General features: G+C 35.8%; 28 protein-coding genes. All 28 read right to left on the minus strand.

Features of this window, described 5'->3' with window-relative positions; genetic code table 11:
* Complete coding sequence (locus DNU06_RS15605) at positions 1-921, minus strand: alpha/beta fold hydrolase (protein ID WP_111064434.1); 921 nt, start codon at positions 919-921, stop codon at positions 1-3.
* 6 nt (positions 922-927) lie between these two features.
* On the minus strand, positions 928-1,794 hold the full coding sequence (locus DNU06_RS15610; protein ID WP_111064435.1) for an SDR family oxidoreductase: 867 nt from the start codon (positions 1,792-1,794) through the stop codon (positions 928-930).
* Positions 1,795-1,856: 62 nt separating this feature from the next.
* Entirely contained in the window at positions 1,857-2,408 is a 552-nt protein-coding gene (locus DNU06_RS18130) for a TetR/AcrR family transcriptional regulator (protein ID WP_111064436.1), read from the minus strand.
* A 421-nt stretch (positions 2,409-2,829) separates the two neighbouring features.
* Entirely contained in the window at positions 2,830-3,357 is a 528-nt protein-coding gene (locus DNU06_RS15620) for a GNAT family N-acetyltransferase (protein ID WP_111064460.1), read from the minus strand.
* Between the two features lie 13 nt (positions 3,358-3,370).
* Positions 3,371-4,150: a penicillin-insensitive murein endopeptidase gene (locus DNU06_RS15625; protein WP_111064437.1), complete on the minus strand. Its 780-nt coding sequence runs from the start codon at positions 4,148-4,150 to the stop codon at positions 3,371-3,373.
* A complete protein-coding gene (locus DNU06_RS15630) occupies positions 4,147-4,680 on the minus strand; it encodes a PH domain-containing protein (RefSeq protein WP_111064438.1) in 534 nt (177 codons plus the stop codon). Before DNU06_RS15630 ends, DNU06_RS15625 begins: the two co-directional genes overlap by 4 nt.
* A gap of 27 nt (positions 4,681-4,707) precedes the next feature.
* Complete coding sequence (locus DNU06_RS15635; protein ID WP_111064439.1) at positions 4,708-5,211, minus strand: hypothetical protein; 504 nt, start codon at positions 5,209-5,211, stop codon at positions 4,708-4,710.
* Between the two features lie 113 nt (positions 5,212-5,324).
* The gene (locus tag DNU06_RS15640) at positions 5,325-6,044 is read right to left on the minus strand and encodes a 3-ketoacyl-ACP reductase (protein WP_111064440.1); all 720 of its coding nucleotides are present in this window, start codon (positions 6,042-6,044) and stop codon (positions 5,325-5,327) included.
* Positions 6,045-6,151: 107 nt separating this feature from the next.
* Complete coding sequence (locus DNU06_RS15645) at positions 6,152-6,487, minus strand: n-acetylglutamate synthase (RefSeq protein ID WP_199399035.1); 336 nt, start codon at positions 6,485-6,487, stop codon at positions 6,152-6,154.
* Between the two features lie 6 nt (positions 6,488-6,493).
* Positions 6,494-6,916, minus strand: coding sequence for a hypothetical protein (locus tag DNU06_RS15650; protein WP_111064442.1), 423 nt, complete (start codon positions 6,914-6,916; stop codon positions 6,494-6,496).
* 13 nt (positions 6,917-6,929) lie between these two features.
* Complete coding sequence (locus tag DNU06_RS15655) at positions 6,930-7,307, minus strand: DUF3703 domain-containing protein (protein ID WP_111064461.1); 378 nt, start codon at positions 7,305-7,307, stop codon at positions 6,930-6,932.
* 14 nt (positions 7,308-7,321) lie between these two features.
* The gene (locus DNU06_RS15660; protein ID WP_111064443.1) at positions 7,322-7,861 is read right to left on the minus strand and encodes a lipocalin family protein; all 540 of its coding nucleotides are present in this window, start codon (positions 7,859-7,861) and stop codon (positions 7,322-7,324) included.
* Positions 7,862-7,886: 25 nt separating this feature from the next.
* The gene (locus DNU06_RS15665; RefSeq protein ID WP_111064444.1) at positions 7,887-8,138 is read right to left on the minus strand and encodes a hypothetical protein; all 252 of its coding nucleotides are present in this window, start codon (positions 8,136-8,138) and stop codon (positions 7,887-7,889) included.
* A 439-nt stretch (positions 8,139-8,577) separates the two neighbouring features.
* On the minus strand, positions 8,578-9,747 hold the full coding sequence (locus tag DNU06_RS15670; protein WP_111064445.1) for an ABC transporter permease: 1,170 nt from the start codon (positions 9,745-9,747) through the stop codon (positions 8,578-8,580).
* 3 nt (positions 9,748-9,750) lie between these two features.
* Positions 9,751-10,713, minus strand: a complete 963-nt coding sequence (locus DNU06_RS15675) for an HlyD family secretion protein (protein WP_111064446.1) — start codon at positions 10,711-10,713, stop codon at positions 9,751-9,753.
* Between the two features lie 22 nt (positions 10,714-10,735).
* Positions 10,736-12,109 (minus strand): TolC family protein, encoded by a 1,374-nt coding sequence (locus DNU06_RS15680; RefSeq protein WP_111064447.1) that lies wholly within the window; start codon positions 12,107-12,109, stop codon positions 10,736-10,738.
* 87 nt (positions 12,110-12,196) lie between these two features.
* A complete protein-coding gene (locus tag DNU06_RS15685; protein ID WP_111064448.1) occupies positions 12,197-12,763 on the minus strand; it encodes a Crp/Fnr family transcriptional regulator in 567 nt (188 codons plus the stop codon).
* 150 nt (positions 12,764-12,913) lie between these two features.
* Positions 12,914-14,482 (minus strand): GMC oxidoreductase, encoded by a 1,569-nt coding sequence (locus tag DNU06_RS15690; protein WP_111064449.1) that lies wholly within the window; start codon positions 14,480-14,482, stop codon positions 12,914-12,916.
* Positions 14,483-14,628: 146 nt separating this feature from the next.
* Positions 14,629-15,462, minus strand: coding sequence for a hypothetical protein (locus DNU06_RS15695; protein WP_111064450.1), 834 nt, complete (start codon positions 15,460-15,462; stop codon positions 14,629-14,631).
* Between the two features lie 48 nt (positions 15,463-15,510).
* Positions 15,511-15,867, minus strand: coding sequence for a hypothetical protein (locus DNU06_RS15700; RefSeq protein WP_111064451.1), 357 nt, complete (start codon positions 15,865-15,867; stop codon positions 15,511-15,513).
* A gap of 154 nt (positions 15,868-16,021) precedes the next feature.
* Complete coding sequence (locus tag DNU06_RS15705) at positions 16,022-16,315, minus strand: chaperone modulator CbpM (protein WP_111064452.1); 294 nt, start codon at positions 16,313-16,315, stop codon at positions 16,022-16,024.
* Positions 16,315-17,211, minus strand: a complete 897-nt coding sequence (locus DNU06_RS15710) for a DnaJ C-terminal domain-containing protein (protein ID WP_111064453.1) — start codon at positions 17,209-17,211, stop codon at positions 16,315-16,317. The genes DNU06_RS15705 and DNU06_RS15710 overlap by 1 nt, the downstream gene beginning before the upstream one ends.
* A 232-nt stretch (positions 17,212-17,443) precedes the next feature.
* Positions 17,444-18,811 carry an aldehyde dehydrogenase gene (locus DNU06_RS15715; RefSeq protein WP_111064454.1) on the minus strand — a complete coding sequence of 456 codons (1,368 nt, stop codon included), beginning with the start codon at positions 18,809-18,811 and terminating at the stop codon, positions 17,444-17,446.
* Positions 18,812-19,253: 442 nt separating this feature from the next.
* Positions 19,254-19,862: a trimeric intracellular cation channel family protein gene (locus DNU06_RS15720; protein WP_111064455.1), complete on the minus strand. Its 609-nt coding sequence runs from the start codon at positions 19,860-19,862 to the stop codon at positions 19,254-19,256.
* Positions 19,859-20,332, minus strand: coding sequence for a DinB family protein (locus DNU06_RS15725; RefSeq protein WP_111064456.1), 474 nt, complete (start codon positions 20,330-20,332; stop codon positions 19,859-19,861). Before DNU06_RS15725 ends, DNU06_RS15720 begins: the two co-directional genes overlap by 4 nt.
* A complete protein-coding gene (locus DNU06_RS15730; protein WP_111064457.1) occupies positions 20,322-21,476 on the minus strand; it encodes an AAA family ATPase in 1,155 nt (384 codons plus the stop codon). Before DNU06_RS15730 ends, DNU06_RS15725 begins: the two co-directional genes overlap by 11 nt.
* Before the next feature lie 55 nt (positions 21,477-21,531).
* Positions 21,532-21,930, minus strand: coding sequence for a hypothetical protein (locus DNU06_RS15735; protein ID WP_111064458.1), 399 nt, complete (start codon positions 21,928-21,930; stop codon positions 21,532-21,534).
* A complete protein-coding gene (locus DNU06_RS15740; RefSeq protein WP_111064459.1) occupies positions 21,930-22,538 on the minus strand; it encodes an alpha-ketoglutarate-dependent dioxygenase AlkB family protein in 609 nt (202 codons plus the stop codon). Before DNU06_RS15740 ends, DNU06_RS15735 begins: the two co-directional genes overlap by 1 nt.
* Positions 22,539-23,042: the final 504 nt, after the last annotated feature.

Here is a 23,042-nt window from a genome sequence, read left to right on the forward strand (position 1 = left end):
TTATTTCAACACAAAATTGACCACAGCTTCAGCCACTTCTTGTGGGACTTCCAATTGAGGAGAATGTGCCGCTTTGTCTAATAGTTGTAAGGTAGCATTCGGAATGTGATCTCTGTAGAATTCTGCTACATTAAATTTCACCACTTCGTCGTGTTTACCCCAAAGTACGAGTGTTGGAGAGGATATATTTACCACCTCTTCCTTTAAATTGAAATATGGTCCGTTTTTAATGGCTGGAATTAAAGTGCCGTCCACAAATTCTTTACTGTTGTTCACCTGTTCAATCATATAATTTGCAATCGGTCCAGGCAGATCAGGTGCTTGGTAAAACACACGGTTTAAAACCGTTTTTAATTCCGCTTTATTTTTAATTTTTTCACCAAACCCGGTGTAAACAACGTGCTCATCTAAAACTATGCCGGGCGCATTTAAGAGTATTAAATGGTCAACATCTTGCTTGTATTTGATGGCATAGGCGGCAGCTGTGTGTCCGCCCATAGAGTTGCCAATCAAACTAAAGTGTTCCATTCCTTTTGCTTTTAAGAATGATTTTAGAAAAGTTGCTTGTCCACCAATGGAGTAATCAAGCCCCAGCTTCTTTTCATTGTCTCCGTGTCCAGCCAAATCAGGTAATATTAAACGAAAATGATTGCTTAAGTATGCTGCCGTTTGTAGGAAACTGCTCTTATCGTCACCCATACCGTGTAGCATCACTAAAACGGGCTTTTCACTTGCAGCATTTTCATAATAATGGACATTGTAGCCGTCTACCATCAAGGTTTTCTGTTCCAGGTTTGCAGCTCTAGCATAACTGGCATTGGTTTGATTAATCAGTATTCCAGGGAAAAAGAAAAAGATAATGAGACCCACAGTCAAGGGAATTAACAATATAATTCCGGTAATTTTTAATACTTTTTTCACGTCTTTTTAATTTAAGAAATAAGTTGCTACTGCATTCACTAATTTAGTGCCGTCTGGATCTGCTTCCGTTTTTAAACGACATAAGTTTTCTGCCCATTCAGAAGTGCGTACGCGTAATGGCGGATTTTCAGCATGTACCACATCCATAATCACTGCAGCCACTTCACTGCTGGTTTGGAAGGTGGAGACTTCTGTATTTTTGGATCTATTTTGTGAACTTGCCATATATTTTTCAAAAATTGGGGCATATTCACCAGTCGCCATTGTACCTTTTTCATCCGCTGTTTTAGCAACCGCACTGTTCATAAATTCTGTTGTAATTCCGCCAGGTTCAACCATGGAGAAATGGATGTTAAATGGTTTCGATATATAAGAAGCCATGGCTTCGGTAAATCCTTCCACCGCAAACTTGGCGGCGCAATACAATTCGTTAAAAGGTTGACCAACTAATCCACCAACTGAAGTGACATTGATAATGTGTCCCGACCTTGCTTCACGCATATATGGCAATACCGCTTTGGTTGTTCTAACCACACCCGTATAGTTGACATCTGTTACCCAATCAATTTCTGCTTGCGTGGCTTGTTCTAGTGTTTTTGCAAAGCCTGCACCCGCATTGTTGAGCAGGATATCAATTTTTCCTTCTGCTGCGATAATGGCTTGCACCGTCTTTTGAATAGATGCATTGTCTGACACATCCAATTGCATGATTTCTATGTCTAGTTTTTCATGGACTATTCTTTCGGATAAAGCGGTAGCCTTTTTCAAATTCCGCATGGTCGCGTAAACTTTAAAGCCATTTTTAGCAAATAAAACAGCGCTTTCTAATCCAACTCCTGAAGAGGTTCCGGTAATCAATACATTTTTTTTCATGATGCTATTTGTTTATTATTATACTGGAGTGAATGTTCATTCCAATTTTGTTTTAAATTTTTTTAAGCTTTAATGGCGTCCCAAACCATGGTGATTTGATTGGTTAATGCTTTTTTATTGGGCTTTTCTTGATTAAAATACCACCTTAAATAAGACATGATCGCACCTCCAATAAAAACCATAATTTCGTTGATATCTATGGCTTTAATGATCCTGTCTTGCTGTCCCTTTAATAATAATCTGCGGGTAGAAGCTACCGATTCGCCACCTAAATCGCGACTCTCTTGTGTGATGATGGGAGAGGCCTGCAATTGTTCCATAAACTTAAAGTAGACCCGGTTTGCAATAAAAAAGGTAATGATGGCTTTAAAATAGTCTTCAAACTGGGTCTGAATTGGTACGTTTTCGTCAAAGACTTGAAAAATTGTTTTTTCCTCGGCTTTGATGTTTACATATATTTCGTTGATCAATATTTCTTTGTTCGGAAAGTAATTGTAAATGGTCCCCATACCTGTCCCCGCTGCTTTTGCTATGGCAGACATTGGGGTGTTGTGTACGCCAGTATCGGTTAACAAAGTTAATGCTGCAGCTAATATGGTTTCTTTTTTATTCACCCTGCAAATATAACTATATTGGAATGATTATTCCAAGTAATTTAAAAAGAAATTAATATTTTTTAAGATTTCCTGGTGTAAAATCGCATCCAAAAGCGATAGGGGTTCAAGATCGAGAAATGATGTGAAGTGGGGGAGTAGTGTTGATAATGTGGGTTTTAGTCTGGGTAGTTTCGTTAGAAACTACCCAGCTAATGTGGTTAAATGAAATTAATTACTTTTTGATTTCTTTAATTTTTTTTCTGCTTTTTTTTCTTTAGCCGTCTTTAACGGTTCTTTTTTAACGCTTTTTTTTGCGTCTTGTCCTTTTCCCATGTTTCAATTATTTGATAATAATAAAGATAATAAAATTTGAGATTTGTGTAGGATTAGAAGAACTTTTTATTCTTAAAATTTTAATAATGTGAATAAATATTAAAATTTATTCAGACTTTTTGATCTCAAAAACTAGGTTCATTAAATTGTCTTCATCCTTTTTATCAGGCAATAATTCAAAACCTTGCTTGGTTAATAATTGGATGGAGTTTTTATTATTGCTTTGGGTATAGGCTTCAATCACTTCAAATTTTAAGGTGTCAAATCCAAATTTAATCACCCGTTTCAAAGCTTCTGCCATGATGCCTTTTTTGTGAAACGCAGGACTTAAATCGTAGCCGACTTCCGCTTTTTTTCCATCTGTTGAAAAATTCCAGAGACTTATACTACCAATCATAGTCGGATCTGGTTTTGCAGTAATCGCCCAATAATATAAGGTTTCTGCTTTTATACCCTGGTCAATTCTCGCCAAAAACTCCAGTACAAGGTCCTTGGTTTCGGCTGACTTTCGCTTTACAAATTGATTCACCACTTTGTCTGATCGCAAATAGGAAATGATTTCCCAATCGCTTTCTGTCGCTTTTCTTAAAGTTAGACGCTCGGTTTCAATGGGAATGTATTTGATTGTACTCATAATTGTGGTTCCATTATTTTTTTTCAAAATCTACATGAAAATGATCGTCGTGTATAGCATTTACTATTGGACTCAAGTTTTTAACCACATAAATATCACTTTGTTTTAATAGTTTTCCGTTTGGCGTATTGAATAAGGCATTTTTGTATTCGGTTTTAATAATCACTTTAGCAATTTTATAGCCCACCTTTTTTGCATTTTCATGCAAGCATAAAATGTGTTTGGCTATGAGGTCAAAATCAATTTTAATGCTTTTATCATCATGGTATGTTCCATCATCATTGAAAGTTAAAAAGTAATGGTCTTTGCCCAAGGTATCCAATTCATAATTTGCGATTCCGTTTTTTGTTTTAGGCATCATAAAGTCCACACTAAGTCCATTTTGATGGGTGCGGTGTGGCGACATTTCCCCTCCATGAATATTGGATAATTCCATCAAGAAAAACTTTCTATTGGGAACAGTTAGTTTTAGATCATCATAAGTATTTAAAATAATAGTTTTTACAATCTTGCTGGTAAAAGCCCTTTTTGCTAAATAACTATCCTGGTCAAAATAATTGAAGTTGCTGCCATAAAAAGGCATGAGACTGGCATTTTCTAATTTTCCATTTCCCACAGTTCCTATGTTTCTGCTAGGTAATTCGTTGCTTTTATTTTCAGCGTAAAAAGCAAGCATGGCCAAACTGTCTTCATTTAAAAAAGTGTTTAACGACAGGTTTGTGATGTTATTTAATGATTTATCGGTACAAGCTATGCATGAAAAGCATAAAAAGTAAAAAGTTATCTTTTTCATTTGTCCTTGATTGCATTCAAAATCGCTTTGATATCAGTCAATAATCCTACAATTTGATCATTATCGCCAAAGGCTTGGTTTGAATTGGATGGTGCCGCAGTTTTTAGCAACTCTCTTTGGTTCAATACTTTTTCTTTAAAGTCAACCGAGTTAACAATGCCAATGAGTTTCATGTCACTGCCTTGCGGGTTGCTGTGTCCAGCCGTTTCTATTTTTAGTATTTTTAAATCCAAGTAATTCAATATAGGATTCTCTAAAAAGGTCAAGTCTTGAATGTTTTCCAAGGGAATGGTTTTTTCTACTTTAAATAAAACACCTTTTTTAAATTCAAGGTGTCGGTCGGTTAATTGACAAGATAAATTTTCGTAATACCTTTTACTGATGTATTGTCCAAGACCTAAAAACCAAATAAGGAGCAAGGGGATGCCCACAATAGTAATGGCCAGAAAAAAAGCGACTAACCATAAAATATAGGTCTTGATGCTTTCGTTAAAAGTTGCTTTTTGGACTAAGGTAGAATGAATGGCCATGTGGATTATTTTTTAAGGGATTTTAAACTAGCCTTGTGGCTTTAATAATTCAGTATAATTTTTATCGACTAAAGTTTTAAATTCCCCCAAGGGAAGTTTGAGGTCTTCGTAATTGTATAAATTGTAAATTTTTATATCATCACTTTTATTCGCTATGGTGTTGGCATAGGAAATTTTTCGCATCTCAGGCGCTTCAGAACATAATGCGGTTTGCTTCACCCGCTTTTTTAATTTGTATCTGCGGTCCACAAGTTTGACTTGATCAGGTTGTAGTACGATTTGAAGACTGTCGTTTTTTGCATTAAAAGCAGCTAAACTGTCCATGGGAATGGTAAGGTCTCGATACTGCGCATAGGCTTGGTTGTACCAATGATTAAACAATTCATACCGCACCATTTCACTGTCCACATGAATGACTACATGGTAATGTCCTGGCATAAATCGGGGACCCTTTTTAGCCGTGTAAACCGCTTGTGCCTCGGCATTAAAAATAAAAAGTGTGAGTCCTAAAATTATTAATATCGATTTCATCTGTCGTTGGTTACTTGTCCACTGTTCAATATAGGACTTTTAAAAAAAGGAGCACAAAAAAAAGGAAATTTTAAATGAATAAAATTTCCTTTTCAATATTTATTTTGAACCTATTATGGGTTAGTCGACCATAAAGAAGCCTTTGCTAACATGGCTCTTTTTGGTAATTTTAATCCCGCCAATACCAATTCAGCAAAATCAGAAGGTTGTAAAACACTGTCTTCTGAATCTTTGCTCGCAATTCCTAATTCAATGGACATATCAGAAGCGATTGTACTCGGTGTTAATGTACAAACTCTAATGTTGTTTTTTCTTACCTCTTTCATCAAAGACTCAGACATGCCTATTACGGCAAATTTAGATGCAGAATAGGCAGATGTACTTGCATTACCATTCAAGCCTGCTGTTGAAGAAACATTGATGATTTCTCCTTCGTTTTGTGCAATTAAAAAGGGTAAAACTTCCTTGGTAACATAATACATGCCCATCACGTTGGTCTGAATGATTTGCGACCATTGACTTACTTCCATGTCGTTGAATGTGCCAAATGCAGCAATTCCAGCATTGTTGACTAATATGTCGATACCGCCTAATTTTTCTACTAAACTTTTAATGGCTGGTTTTACCGCTTCGTAATCACTGACATCAAATGTAGCATACATGGCCTTTACCCCAAGTGCTTCTAATTCGGCAACCGTTTCCTTCAATACCGTTTCATTTCTTCCTGTTATGGCTACGTCAATTCCTTCTTTTGCAAATGCAATGGCTGTTGCTTTTCCCAATCCTCTACCACCACCTGTAATGATCGCTTTTTTGTTTTTTAAATCTTTCATTTGTCTTTGTTGTCTGTTTATTCTTAGAAAATTATTTGTACTCGAAGCCCAAAATTAATATTTTAAAAGGAAAGAAGGGGGAATGAATGTGATGAAAATAACAATTTTTAAGTTTCTTCTAAAATCGAAGTTCCGGCTGTTTGTTCCCCCGAAGTCCATTGCCATTTTTCATGCAATCTTATTTTGCCATTGCGCCATTTTTCAGGCGTGGAAAAACAAGTACCGGTCATGCGTTCGTCTGCTATATTTATTTGTTGATAGCGCATATTGATGCAGCCATTTTCATCTACAAGTCCAATTAACTGTCCTTTGCGAATATTTGCCCCGCTATAATCACAAGTGAGTATATTTCCAATTTGAACATAGTGAAAAATCATCTCTTCATCCACGATACCGTTTTCGGAGTTGTGAATCACTTTAAATTTTTTATGGTGATAGTTCATGATAGATCAAGTTAGGCTGTGGTTATTTTTGTCGACCAGTATTTTAATGGTTTTAAATTCTAAAATACCGATTACCAGTACAATTATTACTTCAATAGCAAAGTAAGTAATGCCGAGTAGGTGCATGGTACCAAAATGATAGATGGTTAGTCCAAGCGATAAGGCAGCATAAATAATATTGACTGTGGCAATGATGTTAAGACAGTTCGTAGCTTGACTTGTTCTACTGAAATAACAAAAAAAATCGAAGGCAGCAAATAGGCAAGGGAAAATGGCCAAGGAGATCAACATGTAGTGTGGAATGCCCAACTGAACTTCAAACATAGGGAGCAGTCCCCCTAAACAAAAGGCAGATATTAAGGCGCCAAACCCATCCACTAAAAATAATTGTTTTGGCTTTTGCGCATATACTTGAGCTAATTTTTTCAACTTGATTATTTTTTTATTGTAGCTGAATTCCCGCTTTAATAAATACCGCTTGTAGTTCTTTATCAATGGGAAATGATTTTAAGGGCGGAACATTAGCACCTCCCGGATTGCCGACAGGTACTTTACCTACAAATGATTTAACACCCCCAAATACCAGTCTCGGAATTTGACCGAGAATTTCTTTTCTATTCTTAATTTTAAATCCAAAACCAAGCATTTTCCAATGGATGAATGAATGTGCAAAAGGGTAACGCTGTCCAATGATATGTGCCCGCTCTAAATGGTTCCAAGCACTTTTTAATTGTCCTTGTGCTAACATGTGTTTGTAATCGTTTAATTCTTCCTCAAAATATGATTTCAAACTTTGAGGAAGCCTGGTATAAAATTTCACCATTGCATGATTTTTTATTTCGTTTTGTCCTGCTTTACCCAAATTAAATCCGCAGTCTGATAACCGATTTTTTCGGCCAAAGCCAGATAAGAGGTTTTGATTTCAGCCGGAATACTGGTTTTGCGCGATAGTATCCATAAATAGTCTAAGTTTTTACCCGCAACCAAGGCATACTGATAATCTTTATCAATGGCCAATACGTTATAGCCCGCATAAAACGGTCCGAAAAAAGAAACTTTCAATTTGGCGATATTTTCAGATTCCACAAACTTTGCTTTACCTATGGCTTGGGTCCATTCCTTTTTGACAGTATTGTATCCTTGATTGTCGACCTTAATTTTATTGCCTTCTCCTACAGAATAAGTAGCTGTAGTATTGTTTAAGTTTTTTTCAAATTTGAAATCCATTCTGGCAATTTCGTACCATTTTCCTAAATATTTTTCTTTTTCAAATCCTGCAACTGCTTTCGCTCCTTCGGGAATAGTTGCACATGAAAATAAGCCGAAAAATAAGGCTGCTAACATGACCTGATGTAATTTTTTAATTGAATTCATAGGTCTTAAAATTAAGCAATATTCTTTATAATTTTACCTTAAGTCCAATGGGAATAGCTGAAACAGCATAGAAGTGATTGATGTCATTGGTTTTAATAGGGGAATAATAAATTCGATTGATTGGTAGAATAACGAATAATGGCGCAGTTTCAATGTATATTCTCTTACTGATTCTAAAATTTAAAGTCAGACTGGCATTTACGGTGGGGCCAAATTTATTGATTTCATCCCAAAAAACATGCAGGACACCAACACCGAATCCTGCGGTCCAAAACAAACTGTTTTTTATCAGGTTTAATTTGTAATACCCATTTAAACTTAACTGACTGGTATTACTGGGGACTTGATAACCGGCGTCACTTGCGAAAAAAAAGCGTGCCTCGAGTGTTCATAAGCAATGCCATATTGCCAGTTTTTCTCCAAGTCTTTTTTATATTCAAAAAATATTTTAACACCCAAAGAATTATAACGGTCAACCATACATCCGGTTTGAAGGGATAAATAATCACTTTTTTCAACAAGCTTTTGGGCACATGAAGGCTCCTGGAATAAAAAAAGGAATAAAAACAGGCTATAGAATCTCATACTTACTCCATTAACGCATCATTCTATAGCCGGTTGCTTTTATTGGTCATCTTTGTCTTGTTTTGGGTCAAAGGGTGGTATTTTATCAACTGCTTTTCTATTTCATTTTTAATGCGTAAATCCCATTTTAATTAAGCTAATTTTGCTTGTTTTTTGCGTGTGCGGTGAATTTTAAGTTGAAGTAATACAACCATGGCTACAAACGTAATTCCTATAATAATTGACAGTATGCTCACTTCTTTTTGTATGGACGATAAATCTCCGCCGTAAAAGGCAATCTTTCGGAAACCACTTAAAAATTGAGTCAGTGGAATGTATTCGGCAACAGCGGTGATTGGGGACGGAAAAGTAGAAGTCGGCCAAGTAAAACCACTCAATACAAAAGCAGGTGTGGAGATTACCATCAACAATTCAGTGGCCTTTAATTGACTTGGAATTGCAATGGAAAACAACATGCCAATACACATGGAAGCAATGGTTAAAAGTGCAACTAAAGTCAACATGGGAAGATTGAATATGTCAATATCAATTTTGAAAAATGGTATAAAAGAGCCGACCACTGCCCACATGAATGGAATCATTATTATAAATGGCAATGATTTTAAGGCGATATGGTACAATGAAAACTTACTTTCCTTGACCAAGGTTTTAAAATAACCATCTTCAAAATCACGTGCAAAAACCAAAGCCAAGGCCAAGAAAATAATTTGCTGCATAATGGCGGCCAATAAACCGGGTAACATAAAGGTGACATAATTTCCACTGGAATTAAACAATTTATTAAAGTTAATTTTAAAACTCTCGTAACTGTTTTTTGCTGCCAATGGATGAAGTCCTTTCTTTTTTAATCCTTCAATTTCAAAACCTGCATTCAAGGTCATTAATACCGACTGGATGCCTTTACTCGCCGTATTCGCATTTACCATGTTCGCCATGTTTAAATCTACCCTTATTTCGGGATGTCTTTTTTGTAGAATATCGGCTTCAAAATTGCTGGGAATAGTAATTACTGCAGCATATTGTTCAAAGGGCATTTCTTCCAATAAATTACCTGGTGAAAATCTTACATCATGTACTTTAACGGTTTCATTGTCTTCAAATGCATCCACTATTTTTCCAGTGATTGGACTTTGGTCTTGATCAATAATAACGATTGGAAGGTCCGTGACTTTGGCTTGCTGATATACATAGCCAAATAATATACCGTATAGAATTGGGGCGCCAAAAAATATGGCCAACAATACCCTATTCGAAAAAATGCGTTTAAATTCAATACGAATTAAGCTTAGGTATTTTTTCATGGTTTAAAGTTTTAATAATACGGTAGCATTCAAATAAAAGGATTGCTCTTCTACTGGACTTGTAGGAATAATTTTTAATTCATAAATAGATTCCGATAAATCATAGAGTGGGGATGTGCTTGTAATGTCTGCATAATGTGCCAATTGTTTGATGGCTACTATTTTTCCAGTAGTCTCTTGGGTGATATATGGGTTTTCAATGGTTAAAGTTTGTCCGACCTTAAAATTGTAGATTTTTGATTCCGGGATGGTAAATCTAAAATAGACGGTGTTTTTTTTGTACCCGTTGAATAAGGCATAGCCAGGAGTTAAAAGTTCTCCTTCTTGCAGACTTATAGTTTCGATTGTCATGTCGGCAGGTGCAATTAAGTATTTTTCATTCGCTGCTGTCATCACTTCTGCTTTGGCGCCAAGTGCTCTATCTAATAGTCCTTGTGCTTGCGCTAATTGTTCCCCTCTCGCGCTTTTACTAACTTCGGTACGCTTCGCGTTGAGTGCTTTGACTTGTGCACTGGCCATTTCTCTTTTCATTTTTACTTCTTCTAATTGTTGCAGACTAATTAAAGAGTCTTTATACATGGCATTTAAACGGTTGTAACTTTCTTGTGCAAATATTAATTGCGCGTCTGCTGCTTGTACTTTCCCGTCTATTTGTGCCAGCTGATCGGTTGTCGCACCTGAATAGGCCATTTTTAATTGCCCTGCCGCAGCAGTGATGGCTCCTTCTGCTTGCATCATTTTGGCATTCACTTCCGGGATGTCAATAAAAGCTAGCGTGTCGCCTTTTGAAACGGTTTGTCCTTCACTTACATATAGGGTGTGTACCCGCCCAGCTAATTTACTGGTTACTGCAATGGTTTCAAATTTGACTTTACCTCTTTGGTCGGTAATTATATTTTGGTCGGTACAAGATTGAAAAAGGGTCAAGGCGGTTAAACCAATGATTATTATTTTTTGTGATTTCATTTTTTGATGCTAATTATTTAGATTAATATTTTAAGATACCTTTTGCATGTAAAAGTGCAGTAACGGCTCTACGTTGTTGAAAAAGGGAGTTTTGTAATTTGAAATTGGCTTGTTCCAAATCTTTTAATGCGTCTAGTACGACGTTAATGGGGATTAAATTATTTTTGTATTGCTCCCGACTCATTAAATAGGTCTCTTCAGCAAGTTCAATTTCTTTGTGTACAATTTGTGCATTTTGAATTGCTGCCTTGTAGTCTAATTCTGATTTGATAATACTAAGATCAACCATTTCTGTAGCTTCTGTTATTTGGTCTTTATATTTATCACTCTCAATTTGTACTTTTTTATTGGTTAAACGTGTTTGATTGCCGTCAAATACATTCCATTTTGCGCCAACTCCTACATACCAAATCGGATCTAATAAGGATAAATCTTTTTCTATAAACTCATAATGGCCCTGAAGTGCCACTTTAGGAATAAAATTACTTTTTACCATTTTCGATTTAAACTGTAAGGCTTGGTCTACTTCTTCTAAAGCTTTTATTTCATTTCTTTTTTCCGTGTTGGATATGGTGTCGTTTCCAATTAAATCTAACTTAGGGTGAAGTAAAGCCAAAGTTTCTTTCTTTTCACCTGTTAGCTGATGGAGTACTTCTACTAACAAGGTTTTGTTTTGTTCGAAAGCCAAAAATTTACCCGCCATTTGTAATTGTGCTAGTTCAATTTTCTTTAAGTCTATTGGGGTAGCTAAACCATTTTCAATGGCTTTGGTGACAAATTTTGTTTGCTCTTTTAAATAATCTTCTGTGGTGGTTAGTGCCGATTTAGAAGCATAAACCAAGGCAAGTTGGTCATAGGTCTCTATGATTTTTAAGGCTACCTTATCTTGTTCCGCTAAACTTAAATAGTTCATGGAAGCTGCTTTGTGTTGACTGGCTTTAACGCCATTCTTAACCGCAAATCCACTAAACAATACCCAGTTTAAATCGACGGATGATTTTAAAATGTTTTTATTTTGAAGGTTTTGTGCTTCTGTTAATGGTACACCTGCAGGTAATGGGGTGTTAAAGGGAATACCAATCGCTTCTTTGATGAGTAGTTTCTGGGTGGACATTAAAAGGTTTTGGGTGTTTTCATCAAAAGTGATGTCATCATTCAGTCGGGTGTAACTGCCATTTAAAGTCACCTTGGGAAGGTAAACGGCTTTGGCCATTTTTTCATCCGTATTTGCAAGGTCTGCATCTAATTGATAACGCTTAACTTGATGGTTTTTAGACAGGCCTTTCTGAATTAAATCTTGCAGAATTGGGTCGAGCTGTTGGGCGTTTGAATGGAAATTAATAAAGCAAGCAATGGCCATGATAAGTATGCCGAGTCTTGAACGGAGTAAGTGCATTTTGATTGGTTTTAAATTACAATGCAAAGTTGCGCATGTATTTACACCAATCCTTTGACCTAAATCAAAAAGTGAAAAAAATTGATTTTAAGAAAGTTCCGATCTCCTTAACCTACTTAATGTTTCTTGGGTCATTCCTAAATAGGAAGCAATCTGTCCCAAAGGGGCACGGTAAGAAATGTCCGGGAATTCAGTCAGCATGTAATCATAACGCTCTCGCGCAGTTTGAAATTGAATGGCGTTTAGTTTATGGACAAACTTTGAAAGAATTTCAATGGTTAATAAACGGATGGCAGTCTCCATTTTTCGATACTTCGTAATTAATAATTCTAAGTTTTCTTTGGTAATGGTATAAACAATGCTGTCTTCTATTACTTCTAAGTAATAAAAACTCGGGGTTTGTTGAAAAAAACTATCGGCACTTGCCATAAAATTACCGGCTCCAAAAAACCATTGGGTGACTTCTTTGCCATCTTTCTTCAGGTAATAACTTCTCCCAATTCCCTTTTCAACAAAATATAACTTGTTACTTACATGCCCTTCCCTAATTAAAATTTGATTCTTTTTAATATGCTCTTTTTCAAAATGCGCCAAAATATCTTTTAATTCAGTTGCTGTGAAAGGAAGTAAGTTTTGAAAATAAGCAGCAATCATAGGGTTACATTAGTTGTTTGGTAGGAGACAAGTATATCAGTTCCTTTAATATTTAACGCGCGGTTCAAAGATAAAAATAAAGTTTATTTAATGTGCTAATTCCTCTTTATTACCTAATTATAAAAGCGATTTTAATAAAAGTTATAGGCATCAACTTAAGCTACTTTTATAGGGTATTTGGTCCATAGCATGCTCGGCAATCGCTGTGATGGATAAGGATGGATTTACGCCTGGATTAGCAGAGATCATTGCCCCATCAATAACGTATAAATTCGGGTAACCAAATACTTTATTGTTTTTATCTATTACGCCTTGTTCTCTATCTGCTCCCATTACCGCACCTCCCAAAACATGTGCTGTGGATGGAATGCCTGCCAAGGTCTCTAATGCAAAGGAGGTACTTACTCCATTAATTGCTTTACTGTAGGCTTTGACCAATTGTACCGATTCTTTTATAAATGGTGTTGGCTTTTTACCTGAACTTACTGTTGACCCCATGCCACCAAAAATATTACGCTTAAATTTTAATGTACTATCTAAAGTTTGCATAAATAAAAGGACCACTGTTTTTTTTGCCCAACTGTTGACAAAATATATTTTAAAGTATTTAATTGGTGAACGAAATAGGGCAAGACAAATTTTTCCTAGACGAACCAATACATTTTTACCGGTGACATAGGGGAGGTGCAATAATTTCCAAGCGTTTGATCCCTCGGCATAACGTACAATTTCTAAGTGACTATTTTTATCGGTATCTAAAATACTGCCAATGGCCACACCTTTTGAATAATTTTTGTCTTTGTCAAGACTTGATACCGAGACCAAGGTTTCATTGTTAGTTCTAATGTCTTCTCCTAATCTGTCAGACAATAAGGGTAATGAACTTGTTTTTAACTTAAGTAAAAGTTTGACTGTGCCTAAAACTCCTCCCGAAAATATAACGTTTTTACTCCTGATTTTTTGTTTTTTCTTCCAAATACCAGTACTCGATTTAATAGCGACTTCATACCCTTTTTCACCATTTTCAGCTGCTATTGGTTTAACAGCATAGACTTCTTGTTCGGCTATTATTTTGGCACCATACTTTTGGGCCAAATACAAGTAATTTTTATCTAAGGTGTTTTTTGAATTATTTCGACAACCAGTCATACAAGCCCCACAAAAGTTGCAACCTGTTCTTTCTGGTCCTTCTCCATTAAAATAAGGGTCGGGTTTAGTAATGTTTGCTTCCCCAAAATAAACTGCCACCTTGGTTGCATCAAATTTATCGCCTAACTTTAAAGTTTCGGCTACCTTTTGAAGCCCAATATCTCCATCAAATAATTTGGGGTTTTTGTTGGCGCCTAACATTTTTAAAGCTGTTTGATAGTAAGGGGCTAAATCCTTTTCCCAGTCCCCAAGATTACCCCAACTACCTGTTTTAAAAAATGCTGCTTTGGGAATGGGTAGGGTATTGGCATACACTAATGAGCCACCACCAACCCCTGTTCCAGAAAGTATAGCGACATGTTTGAATATCGATAGTTTCATGATACCAAAAAACCGCAGTCTTGGAATCCATAGCCACTTTCTGAAATTCCAGTTGGTTTTAGGAAAATCTTTGGCTTGGTACCATTTTCCTTTTTCAACTACAAGTACTTTATAGCCTTTTTGAGATAATCTTAATGCGCTGACCGAGCCACCAAAACCACTGCCTATTATAATGTAATCGTATGTCATTTTTTTAGATAATCAAGTAAGGGATTTATACCAGCTATAAATTAATTATTGCTTGGTGGTTCTAATATAATCATTCCCAACTTGGAAAGAACAAGCTGTACCTAGAAATATATGTCCTTACTTTTTTGGGGGACTTGGTCTTTGGTTTAACAACTCGTAAAAATACTTAAACCTGCCATTTTTACTAATTCATTTCTTGCTGCAAAACTAGATAGGTAAATAGCTGGGGCAGCGTAGGAATACTTGTTTGACGTTTCTATCAATAAGTCTAACTTTTGATCATTGTCCAAGTCTCCCATAAATAATATTCGTATACCTGCTTCCTGAAAAAATAAAGTAGAGACTAATAGTGTGGTATGCATGGTCTTTCCGTCCAGTATTTCGGCTAGGTATAGTTTATAATGCGTTGTACCATCCCAACCTGCTATTAAGGAGTCTTGTTTTCCTTCAGCGCGCAATTCATAGGTCTTACCTTCAAATTCAAAACGTTGCTTTTCTCCAACCATTATTTCACGCTTTGCCATATATGGTGTAGTTAAACTAGCCGTTTTTAAATAATCTGGTCCGTGCATGATGGCTAATAATCCTTCGCTTTCCGCTAGGTCGATTTGGACGCCTGTTTTTTCCGTACTGTCTTCGTCCACCACGGCATCAAAAACAATACTTTTTATAGGACTGACTTGTTTTAATATTGCGGTAACACTGTCTAATTGGTATAAACCTAACCAGCTCATTTTTTCTAAGTTGGCAGGTGACTCTGCTTCATGTGTCAAGCCTAGCCTAACTATTTTTACGGCTGTAGGTGTTGCCGTCTCAAAATCGAGTGGATATGCCATAAATGCTTCCTCTATTGTTTCGGCTTCTATAGTTTCTTCTACTAAAGGAACCAATGCAATCGTTTTTTCAGTTGAGGCGGCTTGGTCCTGATTGCAACTTAGTAAGCCAAGACAAATAATGGTCAGTAAAGAATGGAATTGCATAGGCGATTATTTAAATTAATGTTGCAAGTTTTAGTTTTTAAGTCTGGGTTATTTTTTACTCGGCTTTGGTTTTAAACTAGCAGTATAATCAGCACTTTTTTGGAGATATATGGCTAGTTTTTTGCCCTCTTTTAAAAGGGTGTTGGGGATTTCGACAAAGTCTTTCATTACACGACCATGCTGTGTCATTAACTGGGTGTTAAAGGTATCGATAAAAAGTGTTCTATCCTTTTCAGAAAGTCTTAACGCCATGGTACCTGTTTTATCTAAAAAAGAAAACATGTGTCCATTAATAGCAGTATAAGGCATGGTTTTTCCTTTTCTTTCTATTTGCGTATTCTCGCTAATGAGTTGATTGTATAATGCTAATTCAACTTCAGGTATATCAATAATCACTTTAGCCATTTAGGTTTTGTTTTTAAATAGAGCAACAATAATGTGTACTAGATTTAAAAATACAAAATTATTGCATGCATTCCAAAACCAAACGATTCCAAAAATCGTTCAAAATTGTAGGGCTATACTAAGCGATAAGACAATTTTTATGCGGGTGCATTAATTATTCGTTCTCGTAAAGACTGAGTCTGTTTCTTAAAGTATTTAATTCCTCTTGTAAAGCTTCTTCTTTTTTCAATAAGTTTAGCACGACATCAATGCCTTCCAAATTTACTTTTAACTCATTGTATAGCCTTAATATTTTTTCTAAATCCGCTATTTGGTCTTGGTGAATATAGGCTTCATTTTCCTTTTCTTCAATTTCAATGAGACCATATTGATTTAATTCTTTGACAAAAGTAATTTCAATTTCGTAGTGCAAACAAATGGTTCGGGTTGGTATAAATTGTGCTTCCATTATTTAGCTTTTAAATTTTGTAATTCTTTAAATAAATCTTTCTCTTTTTCGCTTAAATTAGTCGGGGTCTTTATGTGATAAGTAATGATGAGGTCGCCGAATTGACCATCTTTTTTATATACAGGGAAACCTTTACCTTTTAACTTGACTTTGGTGTCATTTTGTGTTTCGGGTTTCACTTTTAACTTCACTTTACCATCAAAGGTGTCCACATTAATCTCTCCACCTAAAACAGCGGTGTATAAATCTAGTTCTACAGTACTGTATAATGTCGCTTCATCCCTTTTAAAAGGTGTATTGTTAATAATGGTAAAGGTGATGAATAAATCTCCATTTGGTCCACCATTTGATCCTGGGGCTCCTTTTCCAGAAATTTTGATGACTTGTCCATTTTTGATTCCTGCAGGTATGGTTAATCTTATTTTTTTATTGTTGACCGTTAATACCCTGCTGTGCTTTTCAAATACATCTTTGATATCCAATTGCATTTCTGCTTGAAAATCTTGTCCTTTAAATTTTTGTTGACTACGGGAAGAACCACGTGCGCCACCACCAAACATAGATTCAAAATAATCGGAAAAGTCTTGGTTGTCGAATCCACCACCAGAATAACTTTGTCGACTTGACTGCTGCTGTTGGCGTTCTTGATTCGCTTTTTCATAAGCTTCACCATGTTTCCAATCTTTGCCGTATTTATCATATTTTTTACGGTTTTCAACGTTGCTCAATACCTCATTGGCTTCGTTAATTTCCTTGAATTTCTTCTCAGAAGTCTTGTCATTCGGATTTAAGTCTGGATGATATTTACGTGCCAATTTTCGGTATGCACTTTTGATTTGCTTTTCAGTAGCAGTTTTAGATATGCCTAAAATTTTATAATAATCTTTAAATTCCATTGATTTATGTTTTCAATCGTTTTAAATTTTCCTTTTGGAGAATGCACAAAGTACTTTAATTACCATCAAATATACGAATATGGTTGGCATAAAACATAATGGCGAGCAGTTATTATTCTGATTATAATCACTTTTAATCTTGCTGTTTTTTCTAATGCTATAAGTGTTAAAAAGCAAAACAATTCCTTGATTCATTTTCTAATGGACTGTTACCTTATTCCTTCGAAGTCGCTTAACCCATTAACCATTTTATTATTTTTTTCTTGCTATCGGTATAAGGGGTATACTTAACAGGAAGTTCTAACCAGGACGTCTTTTTTAAGATGCTTTTATAGTGTGAAAAAGATTGGAAACCGGTTTCGCCATGGTAAGCTCCCATACCACTCATGCCTACACCGCCAAATGGTAGTTTACTATTGGTTAAATGCATTATACTGTCATTGATTGCCCCACCACCAAAAGAAACTTCATTTAATATTTTTTCAATTTGTACCGTATTGTCGGAATAAATATAACAAGACAAGGGTTTGGGTCTCGCTTTTACCGCATCAATTGCTGTTTGCAAATCAGTAAAGGTAAGTACAGGTAGTATTGGACCAAAAATTTCTTCCTGCATAACCGGGTCGTCCCAAGTTACGTTTTGTAAAACCGTAGGAGAGATAAATCGATCTTCTGCATTGGTGTTCGCTCCCATGTATAAGTTGCGCGCATCTATTAAGCCTAATAAACGTTTGTAATTTTGATCATTGATAATTTGCAGGTAATTTTCTTCAATTTTATGTTGGTCATAATGTGCTTCAATTTCTTCTTTTACAGCACTTAAAAATTCCTTTTCTATCGATTTTTCCACCAATACATAGTCTGGTGCGATACAAGTTTGTCCCGCATTTAAAAATTTAGCCCATACAATTCGCTTTGCTGTATTTTTTAGGTGGCAATCTGCCAATACAAAGGTCGGACTTTTCCCGCCTAATTCTAAGGTGACTGGTGTTAAGTTTTTTGCGGCTGCCTGGTAAACAATTTTACCGACCGTAGTGCTGCCAGTAAAAAATATTTTATCAAACTTTTCTTCTAATAAAGCGGTGGTTTCCGCTACACCACCTTCGCAAACACAAATAAAGTTAGGATCAAAATTCTCATTTAAGATAGTAGCCATTGCATGCGCAGTGTGTGTAGGTATTTCACTTGGTTTTAATACAACCGTGTTACCGGCGCCTATTGCGGTGACTAGAGGGGTTAGGGATAGGTTGTATGGATAATTCCAAGCACCTATCACCAAAGTTACACCTAAAGGTTCTGGAATAATAAAACTCTTACCCGGAAAGTTTGCCAAACCATGGGTAACTCTTTTTCTTTTAGACCAATGCTTGAGCTTTTTAAGCAGGATGTCTATTTCATGATAAACTTGTGACAACTCTGTCAAGTAGGTTTCATGAGCAGATTTTTTAAAGTCTTTATAGATCGCTTCGTAAAGCATTTCCTCATTTTGTTTTAATAAGGATTTTATTTTCTTTAATTGCGCTAGTCTAAAGGAAAGGTCTTTGGTTTTGTTACTGTTAAAAAAATCTTGTTGTGCTGCTATAATAGAATGGTAATTCATAGGTATGTTGGATCAATGATTTGTAGAGATAAAGATAAGGTTTTTTAAGCTACTGTTACTGGTATTGAAATCACAATGTTTATTAAATAATTAAAGTAATAGTTGCGAAGAACTTTTGAAATAGAAAGTTTCCCTAGGTTAAAGGTGTCATTTTTATGGGCAAGACTGGCTTAAATTAGAACAGGTACCAAATGAATTTTTTAATAGGGTAGTAGTTTCTATTTTTCCGCGCTTAACGAATAGACTTTTTTGGAAGATAGCTTCTTTTAAATGTATAAAATCTAATCTTTCTTTGTCTTCAGCCATAAAATTTCCCCTTGTCGGTCTACGCCTTTATTCAATTCGGCCCTGGTATGTTTCCATCCATGGAATGACAAAATTTTCAAATTCATGCCATGCAGCCTGTTTTCAGGATGGATGAAAATAAATGGGGTCAAGTAAATTATATATTTCCATTCAACAATGGCAGGCGTAGCTTTTTTACTACCGCAATGGTTCTTATTCCAATGATTAAGCAACCAGATAAGATCATATTTAGGCTCTCCGCCACTTGAAATTGATGTAAAATCACATATAAAATGGCTCCAGCAATACAGGCGGTAGCATATATTTCTTTTCTAAATATTAAAGGAATTTCAGTCGACAAAATATCACGTATTACCCCACCAAATGTTGCGGTAATTACTCCTAACATTATGGCAACAATAACAGGTAATTCCATACTCAATGCTTTTTGAACCCCTAAAATAGTAAACATGCTTATCCCTATAGTATCAAATATAAATAAGGTCCTGCTAAAATATTTGAAGGCTTTTTTAAAGAGCAATGCAAAGGTGGCTCCGGCAATGGCTATATAAATATATTCGGTGTGTAGTATCCATCCAATTTCTATGTTCAACAATAAATCTCGTAGGGTTCCGCCACCCAATGCGGTGACAAATGCAATGATATAGCCACCAAAAAAGTCCATTTTTTTATTGGAAGCGGTCAAAATTCCACTCATGGCAAAAACAAAGACCCCTATGTAATCGAGTATAAATATAACTTTCATGGTTTACTATTTGCTTTTAAAATGTCCTCAATAATATGCATATGGTGTTGATTGTGCAAGCCGAGGAACCAAAAGGCATTTTTTAAATTCAATGGACCTAAAAATGGATGTGGCATATTGGCGTTTTTATCCAATGTTTTACCCCTTTCCAATATACTTTTTGCATTTTTTATCGCTTCCAGTAAATCTGCCTCATTCACTTCATTATTGTTTATTACCGCTTTTGGTGCACGCACTTTTCCCCTGGGTATTTTATTTGAAACTTTAAGTAGGGAACGGTTCCTGTTAAATTGCCATTTGTATGCTGTCGGATCAGATTTGATCAACACCTTGAAAGTACTGATGAATACCAACAGCAAATGATCAATATGCCAGCCGACTGTTGCGGCAGATACGGCATTGTTTTGCTTAGCCATATGTGGAATTAATGATTCCACTGTGGCTATTTGTGCTGCTAATTTACTGTGCATACAATTTATAGTTTTGTTTAAAATAATTTTGCTTGAACCACAACTCAAAAGCAGGGTCTAATAATTCAAATTGGCCATCTATTTCATGAATGATGTCACTCTTTAATAAGGTTAATTTGTTTTTCGAAACATTTCTTGGCGTACCCAGTCTATATTGTTCCATTACTTTTGCTGCGGTGAATTTTTTTTCTCCCTTTAATACTGCTTTTAACAAATTGACTTGGGTAGTGCTTAAATTTTCCACTTCCATTTGGTAGAGTGGAGAATTGGCACCAATCAACTCTATGAGTGACTTCATAATTTCTGCTTCGCTGGCTATATCCTGGGTTTTTAACCAAGTATAATGTGCCAATTGTTGCACATACCAAGAATGATTTTGCATCATATTTGCAATTAAACTAGCATTCTTCTTACTTATTTTTTTTCCTGTTTTTCTAAAGCCCATTTGTATGAACTTGGTCCAACTTTCAGTCTTGATTTTTGGTAGTATCATGATGTCTCCAAAACGATAAAAGGGTTTGGATGGATTGTTAAATATATCCGTCATCATGTGTTGCTTACTGCCATACAAACAATAAGTAACATGTTTATGTCTTTGCCAATTGGCCCGCATTTGCTTTTCAAAAACAGCAAAGTTTTTATAAGTCGCTAAATTCTGAAATTCATCCAGACAAATAATCAATTGTATGTCTTTTTTAATCGCAATGGTTTCGGGCAGATTTAATATTTCTGTTTTGTGCTTTTGAATTTCATCCCAGTCAAAACTCAAACTAAAGTCCGTGTCGGGATCAATGCCAAAGGATACTTTAGGAATAATGTTTTTAAAAAAAGTCTTTCCTGATTTTACCCAATCTTCCCACTTGCTCGAAGAGGCCTTGATGACTTCTTGTGCAAATATTTCTAAAAATGCTTCTTCACTGGCAAAAGCAAAGAGGTCTATGATCACCGTTTTGGTTTTCTTTTCTTTTTTATTGATGTCCTTAATCACTTTCTCCACCAAGGATGACTTGCCCCAACGTCTTGGAGAAATAATGGTGGTGTTTATGCCTTGGGTCAGGTTTTGGTATAGCTTGGCCGACTCATCTTCTCTGTTCGTAAAGGAAATGTCGCTCACGGTGGAGCCATATGTAAATGGTGAATTCATTTTATACTATTTGGTATTATACTCAAAGGTATAAAATAAATTAAACTTTGTCAAATTAATGGAAGAATTCCATTTGATCCAATACCCTCGTCTCTAACATTTGTTGAATGCGTTTGTTGGTGTTGCTAAATTCGGTATGGTAATATTTCAATTCATCACTGGTTAATAATCCCACCACATGACCTTGCAATATGGCCTTTACTTGTTGGTTTTTATTGAGGTACATTTTTATTTGCGCAACTTGCTTAGTAGGTGAAAGGGTTGTAAATTGTTTATTCACTCGAAGTATGCCCGCTTGAACGGTACTCAAAATGGTGTGGTTTAAAAACTTGAGTACTGGTCTTAAGGTATTATTTTGAAATGCTTCGGCTTCGTTTGTAGCTGAGGATACCACTGCTTGTGGTATAGCAGGACGCAAAGCGATTAATAAGTCATTGATTGTTGATTGATCCATTAGTTTGTATATTGTATGGTTCTAAATGTTAAGTTTATTCTTGGTTTCTGTACTTTTTTTGTCGGTGGTAGACGGTGTAGCCAATACTCTTGTGTGGTACCCTGCATCATTAATAAGCTACCGTGACTTAAAAATACATCAATTTTTTCTTTACTGGTTTTGTGTTTAAAACTAAATTTTCTTTCCGCACCAAAACTCACCGAAGCAATGTCGGTACTTACGCGTAATGCTTTTTCATTGTCGCTGTGCCAAGCCATTCCTTCTGATCCGTCGTGGTACAAATTTAACAGACATGAATTAAAAGTTAAGCCAGTTGTCTGCTCAACTTTTTCTTTAATTTTAAGTAGGGTGGGTGTCCAGACCAAGGCGCGTTTGGTGACGTTTGAATAAGTGTAATCGTAACTTTCATTGGCATACCAAGCAACCTTTCTTTTGGTAATAATATGTTTTCCCATGATGTATGCTTGGTCGTTTTCCCATTCAATTTCTTCAAATAATGTTTTGAAAAGGGTATTGGCCTCTGCAATAGTATATATATTGCCATGCAAAATTACTGTTCCTTCATAAGGTAACAAATTTGCCATGGGGTTTTGATTGAATAGGTCCATGGTTTTATCGGTGATTTAGACTAAGCAACATTAAAAAAGTTTTAAAATAATAAAATTAAGCTTTTGTTTAGATAAATGGTTCTTTTGTTCGTGTTGAATTTAAATGGGGATAAGGGAAGGTGGCGTAGGTGTGAGATTTGCAATTTGGCTTTTAGCAGTTAGCAGTTAGCGGTTAGCACTTAGCGATTAGCTGTTGGCTTTTTGGAATTTGGAATTTCAGGTCTAAGGTTTTAGCAAAAAGGAGTTAAGAATTTAAAGCTAGCGGTTAGTTTTTAGCCGTTAGCCGTTAGCCGTTAGCCGTTAGCTTTTTGTAAAATGACAATAAAGACTATAATCTTAAGTCTAGCATCTTGCATCTAGTATCTAGTATCTAGGCTCTAGTATCTATCTCACCACCGTAACATAGCCCGAATAAGTATGCTTCTTATCCGACATGGTTTCAGTGAAGTCTATTTTCCAAACGTAGGCTGCTTGGGCGACAAATTGGTTTTGGTATTGTCCGTC

The organism is Putridiphycobacter roseus (genome assembly GCF_003234935.1).
Taxonomy (GTDB): Bacteria; Bacteroidota; Bacteroidia; order Flavobacteriales_D; family Crocinitomicaceae; genus Putridiphycobacter; species Putridiphycobacter roseus.

Excerpts from the sequence above, each read along its gene's own strand:
- DNU06_RS15625 (WP_111064437.1), bottom strand. The coding sequence starts at position 4,150 with ATGAAAAAGATAACTTTTTACTTTTTATGCTTTTCATGCATAGCTTGT.
- DNU06_RS15695 (WP_111064450.1), bottom strand. The coding sequence starts at position 15,462 with ATGCAATTCCATTCTTTACTGACCATTATTTGTCTTGGCTTACTAAGT.
- DNU06_RS15680 (WP_111064447.1), bottom strand. The coding sequence starts at position 12,109 with ATGCACTTACTCCGTTCAAGACTCGGCATACTTATCATGGCCATTGCT.
- DNU06_RS15630 (WP_111064438.1), bottom strand. The coding sequence starts at position 4,680 with ATGGCCATTCATTCTACCTTAGTCCAAAAAGCAACTTTTAACGAAAGC.
- DNU06_RS15635 (WP_111064439.1), bottom strand. The coding sequence starts at position 5,211 with ATGAAATCGATATTAATAATTTTAGGACTCACACTTTTTATTTTTAAT.
- DNU06_RS15730 (WP_111064457.1), bottom strand. The coding sequence starts at position 21,476 with ATGAATTCACCATTTACATATGGCTCCACCGTGAGCGACATTTCCTTT.
- DNU06_RS15690 (WP_111064449.1), bottom strand. The coding sequence starts at position 14,482 with ATGACATACGATTACATTATAATAGGCAGTGGTTTTGGTGGCTCGGTC.
- DNU06_RS15685 (WP_111064448.1), bottom strand. The coding sequence starts at position 12,763 with ATGATTGCTGCTTATTTTCAAAACTTACTTCCTTTCACAGCAACTGAA.
- DNU06_RS15720 (WP_111064455.1), bottom strand. The coding sequence starts at position 19,862 with ATGAAAGTTATATTTATACTCGATTACATAGGGGTCTTTGTTTTTGCC.
- DNU06_RS15670 (WP_111064445.1), bottom strand. The coding sequence starts at position 9,747 with ATGAAAAAATACCTAAGCTTAATTCGTATTGAATTTAAACGCATTTTT.
- DNU06_RS15610 (WP_111064435.1), bottom strand. The coding sequence starts at position 1,794 with ATGAAAAAAAATGTATTGATTACCGGAACCTCTTCAGGAGTTGGATTA.
- DNU06_RS15640 (WP_111064440.1), bottom strand. The coding sequence starts at position 6,044 with ATGAAAGATTTAAAAAACAAAAAAGCGATCATTACAGGTGGTGGTAGA.
- DNU06_RS15715 (WP_111064454.1), bottom strand. The coding sequence starts at position 18,811 with ATGAATTACCATTCTATTATAGCAGCACAACAAGATTTTTTTAACAGT.
- DNU06_RS15620 (WP_111064460.1), bottom strand. The coding sequence starts at position 3,357 with ATGAGTACAATCAAATACATTCCCATTGAAACCGAGCGTCTAACTTTA.
- DNU06_RS15740 (WP_111064459.1), bottom strand. The coding sequence starts at position 22,538 with ATGGACCTATTCAATCAAAACCCCATGGCAAATTTGTTACCTTATGAA.
- DNU06_RS15725 (WP_111064456.1), bottom strand. The coding sequence starts at position 20,332 with ATGCACAGTAAATTAGCAGCACAAATAGCCACAGTGGAATCATTAATT.
- DNU06_RS15660 (WP_111064443.1), bottom strand. The coding sequence starts at position 7,861 with ATGAATTCAATTAAAAAATTACATCAGGTCATGTTAGCAGCCTTATTT.
- DNU06_RS15705 (WP_111064452.1), bottom strand. The coding sequence starts at position 16,315 with ATGGAAGCACAATTTATACCAACCCGAACCATTTGTTTGCACTACGAA.
- DNU06_RS15700 (WP_111064451.1), bottom strand. The coding sequence starts at position 15,867 with ATGGCTAAAGTGATTATTGATATACCTGAAGTTGAATTAGCATTATAC.
- DNU06_RS15675 (WP_111064446.1), bottom strand. The coding sequence starts at position 10,713 with ATGAAATCACAAAAAATAATAATCATTGGTTTAACCGCCTTGACCCTT.
- DNU06_RS15645 (WP_199399035.1), bottom strand. The coding sequence starts at position 6,487 with ATGAACTATCACCATAAAAAATTTAAAGTGATTCACAACTCCGAAAAC.
- DNU06_RS15710 (WP_111064453.1), bottom strand. The coding sequence starts at position 17,211 with ATGGAATTTAAAGATTATTATAAAATTTTAGGCATATCTAAAACTGCT.
- DNU06_RS15735 (WP_111064458.1), bottom strand. The coding sequence starts at position 21,930 with ATGGATCAATCAACAATCAATGACTTATTAATCGCTTTGCGTCCTGCT.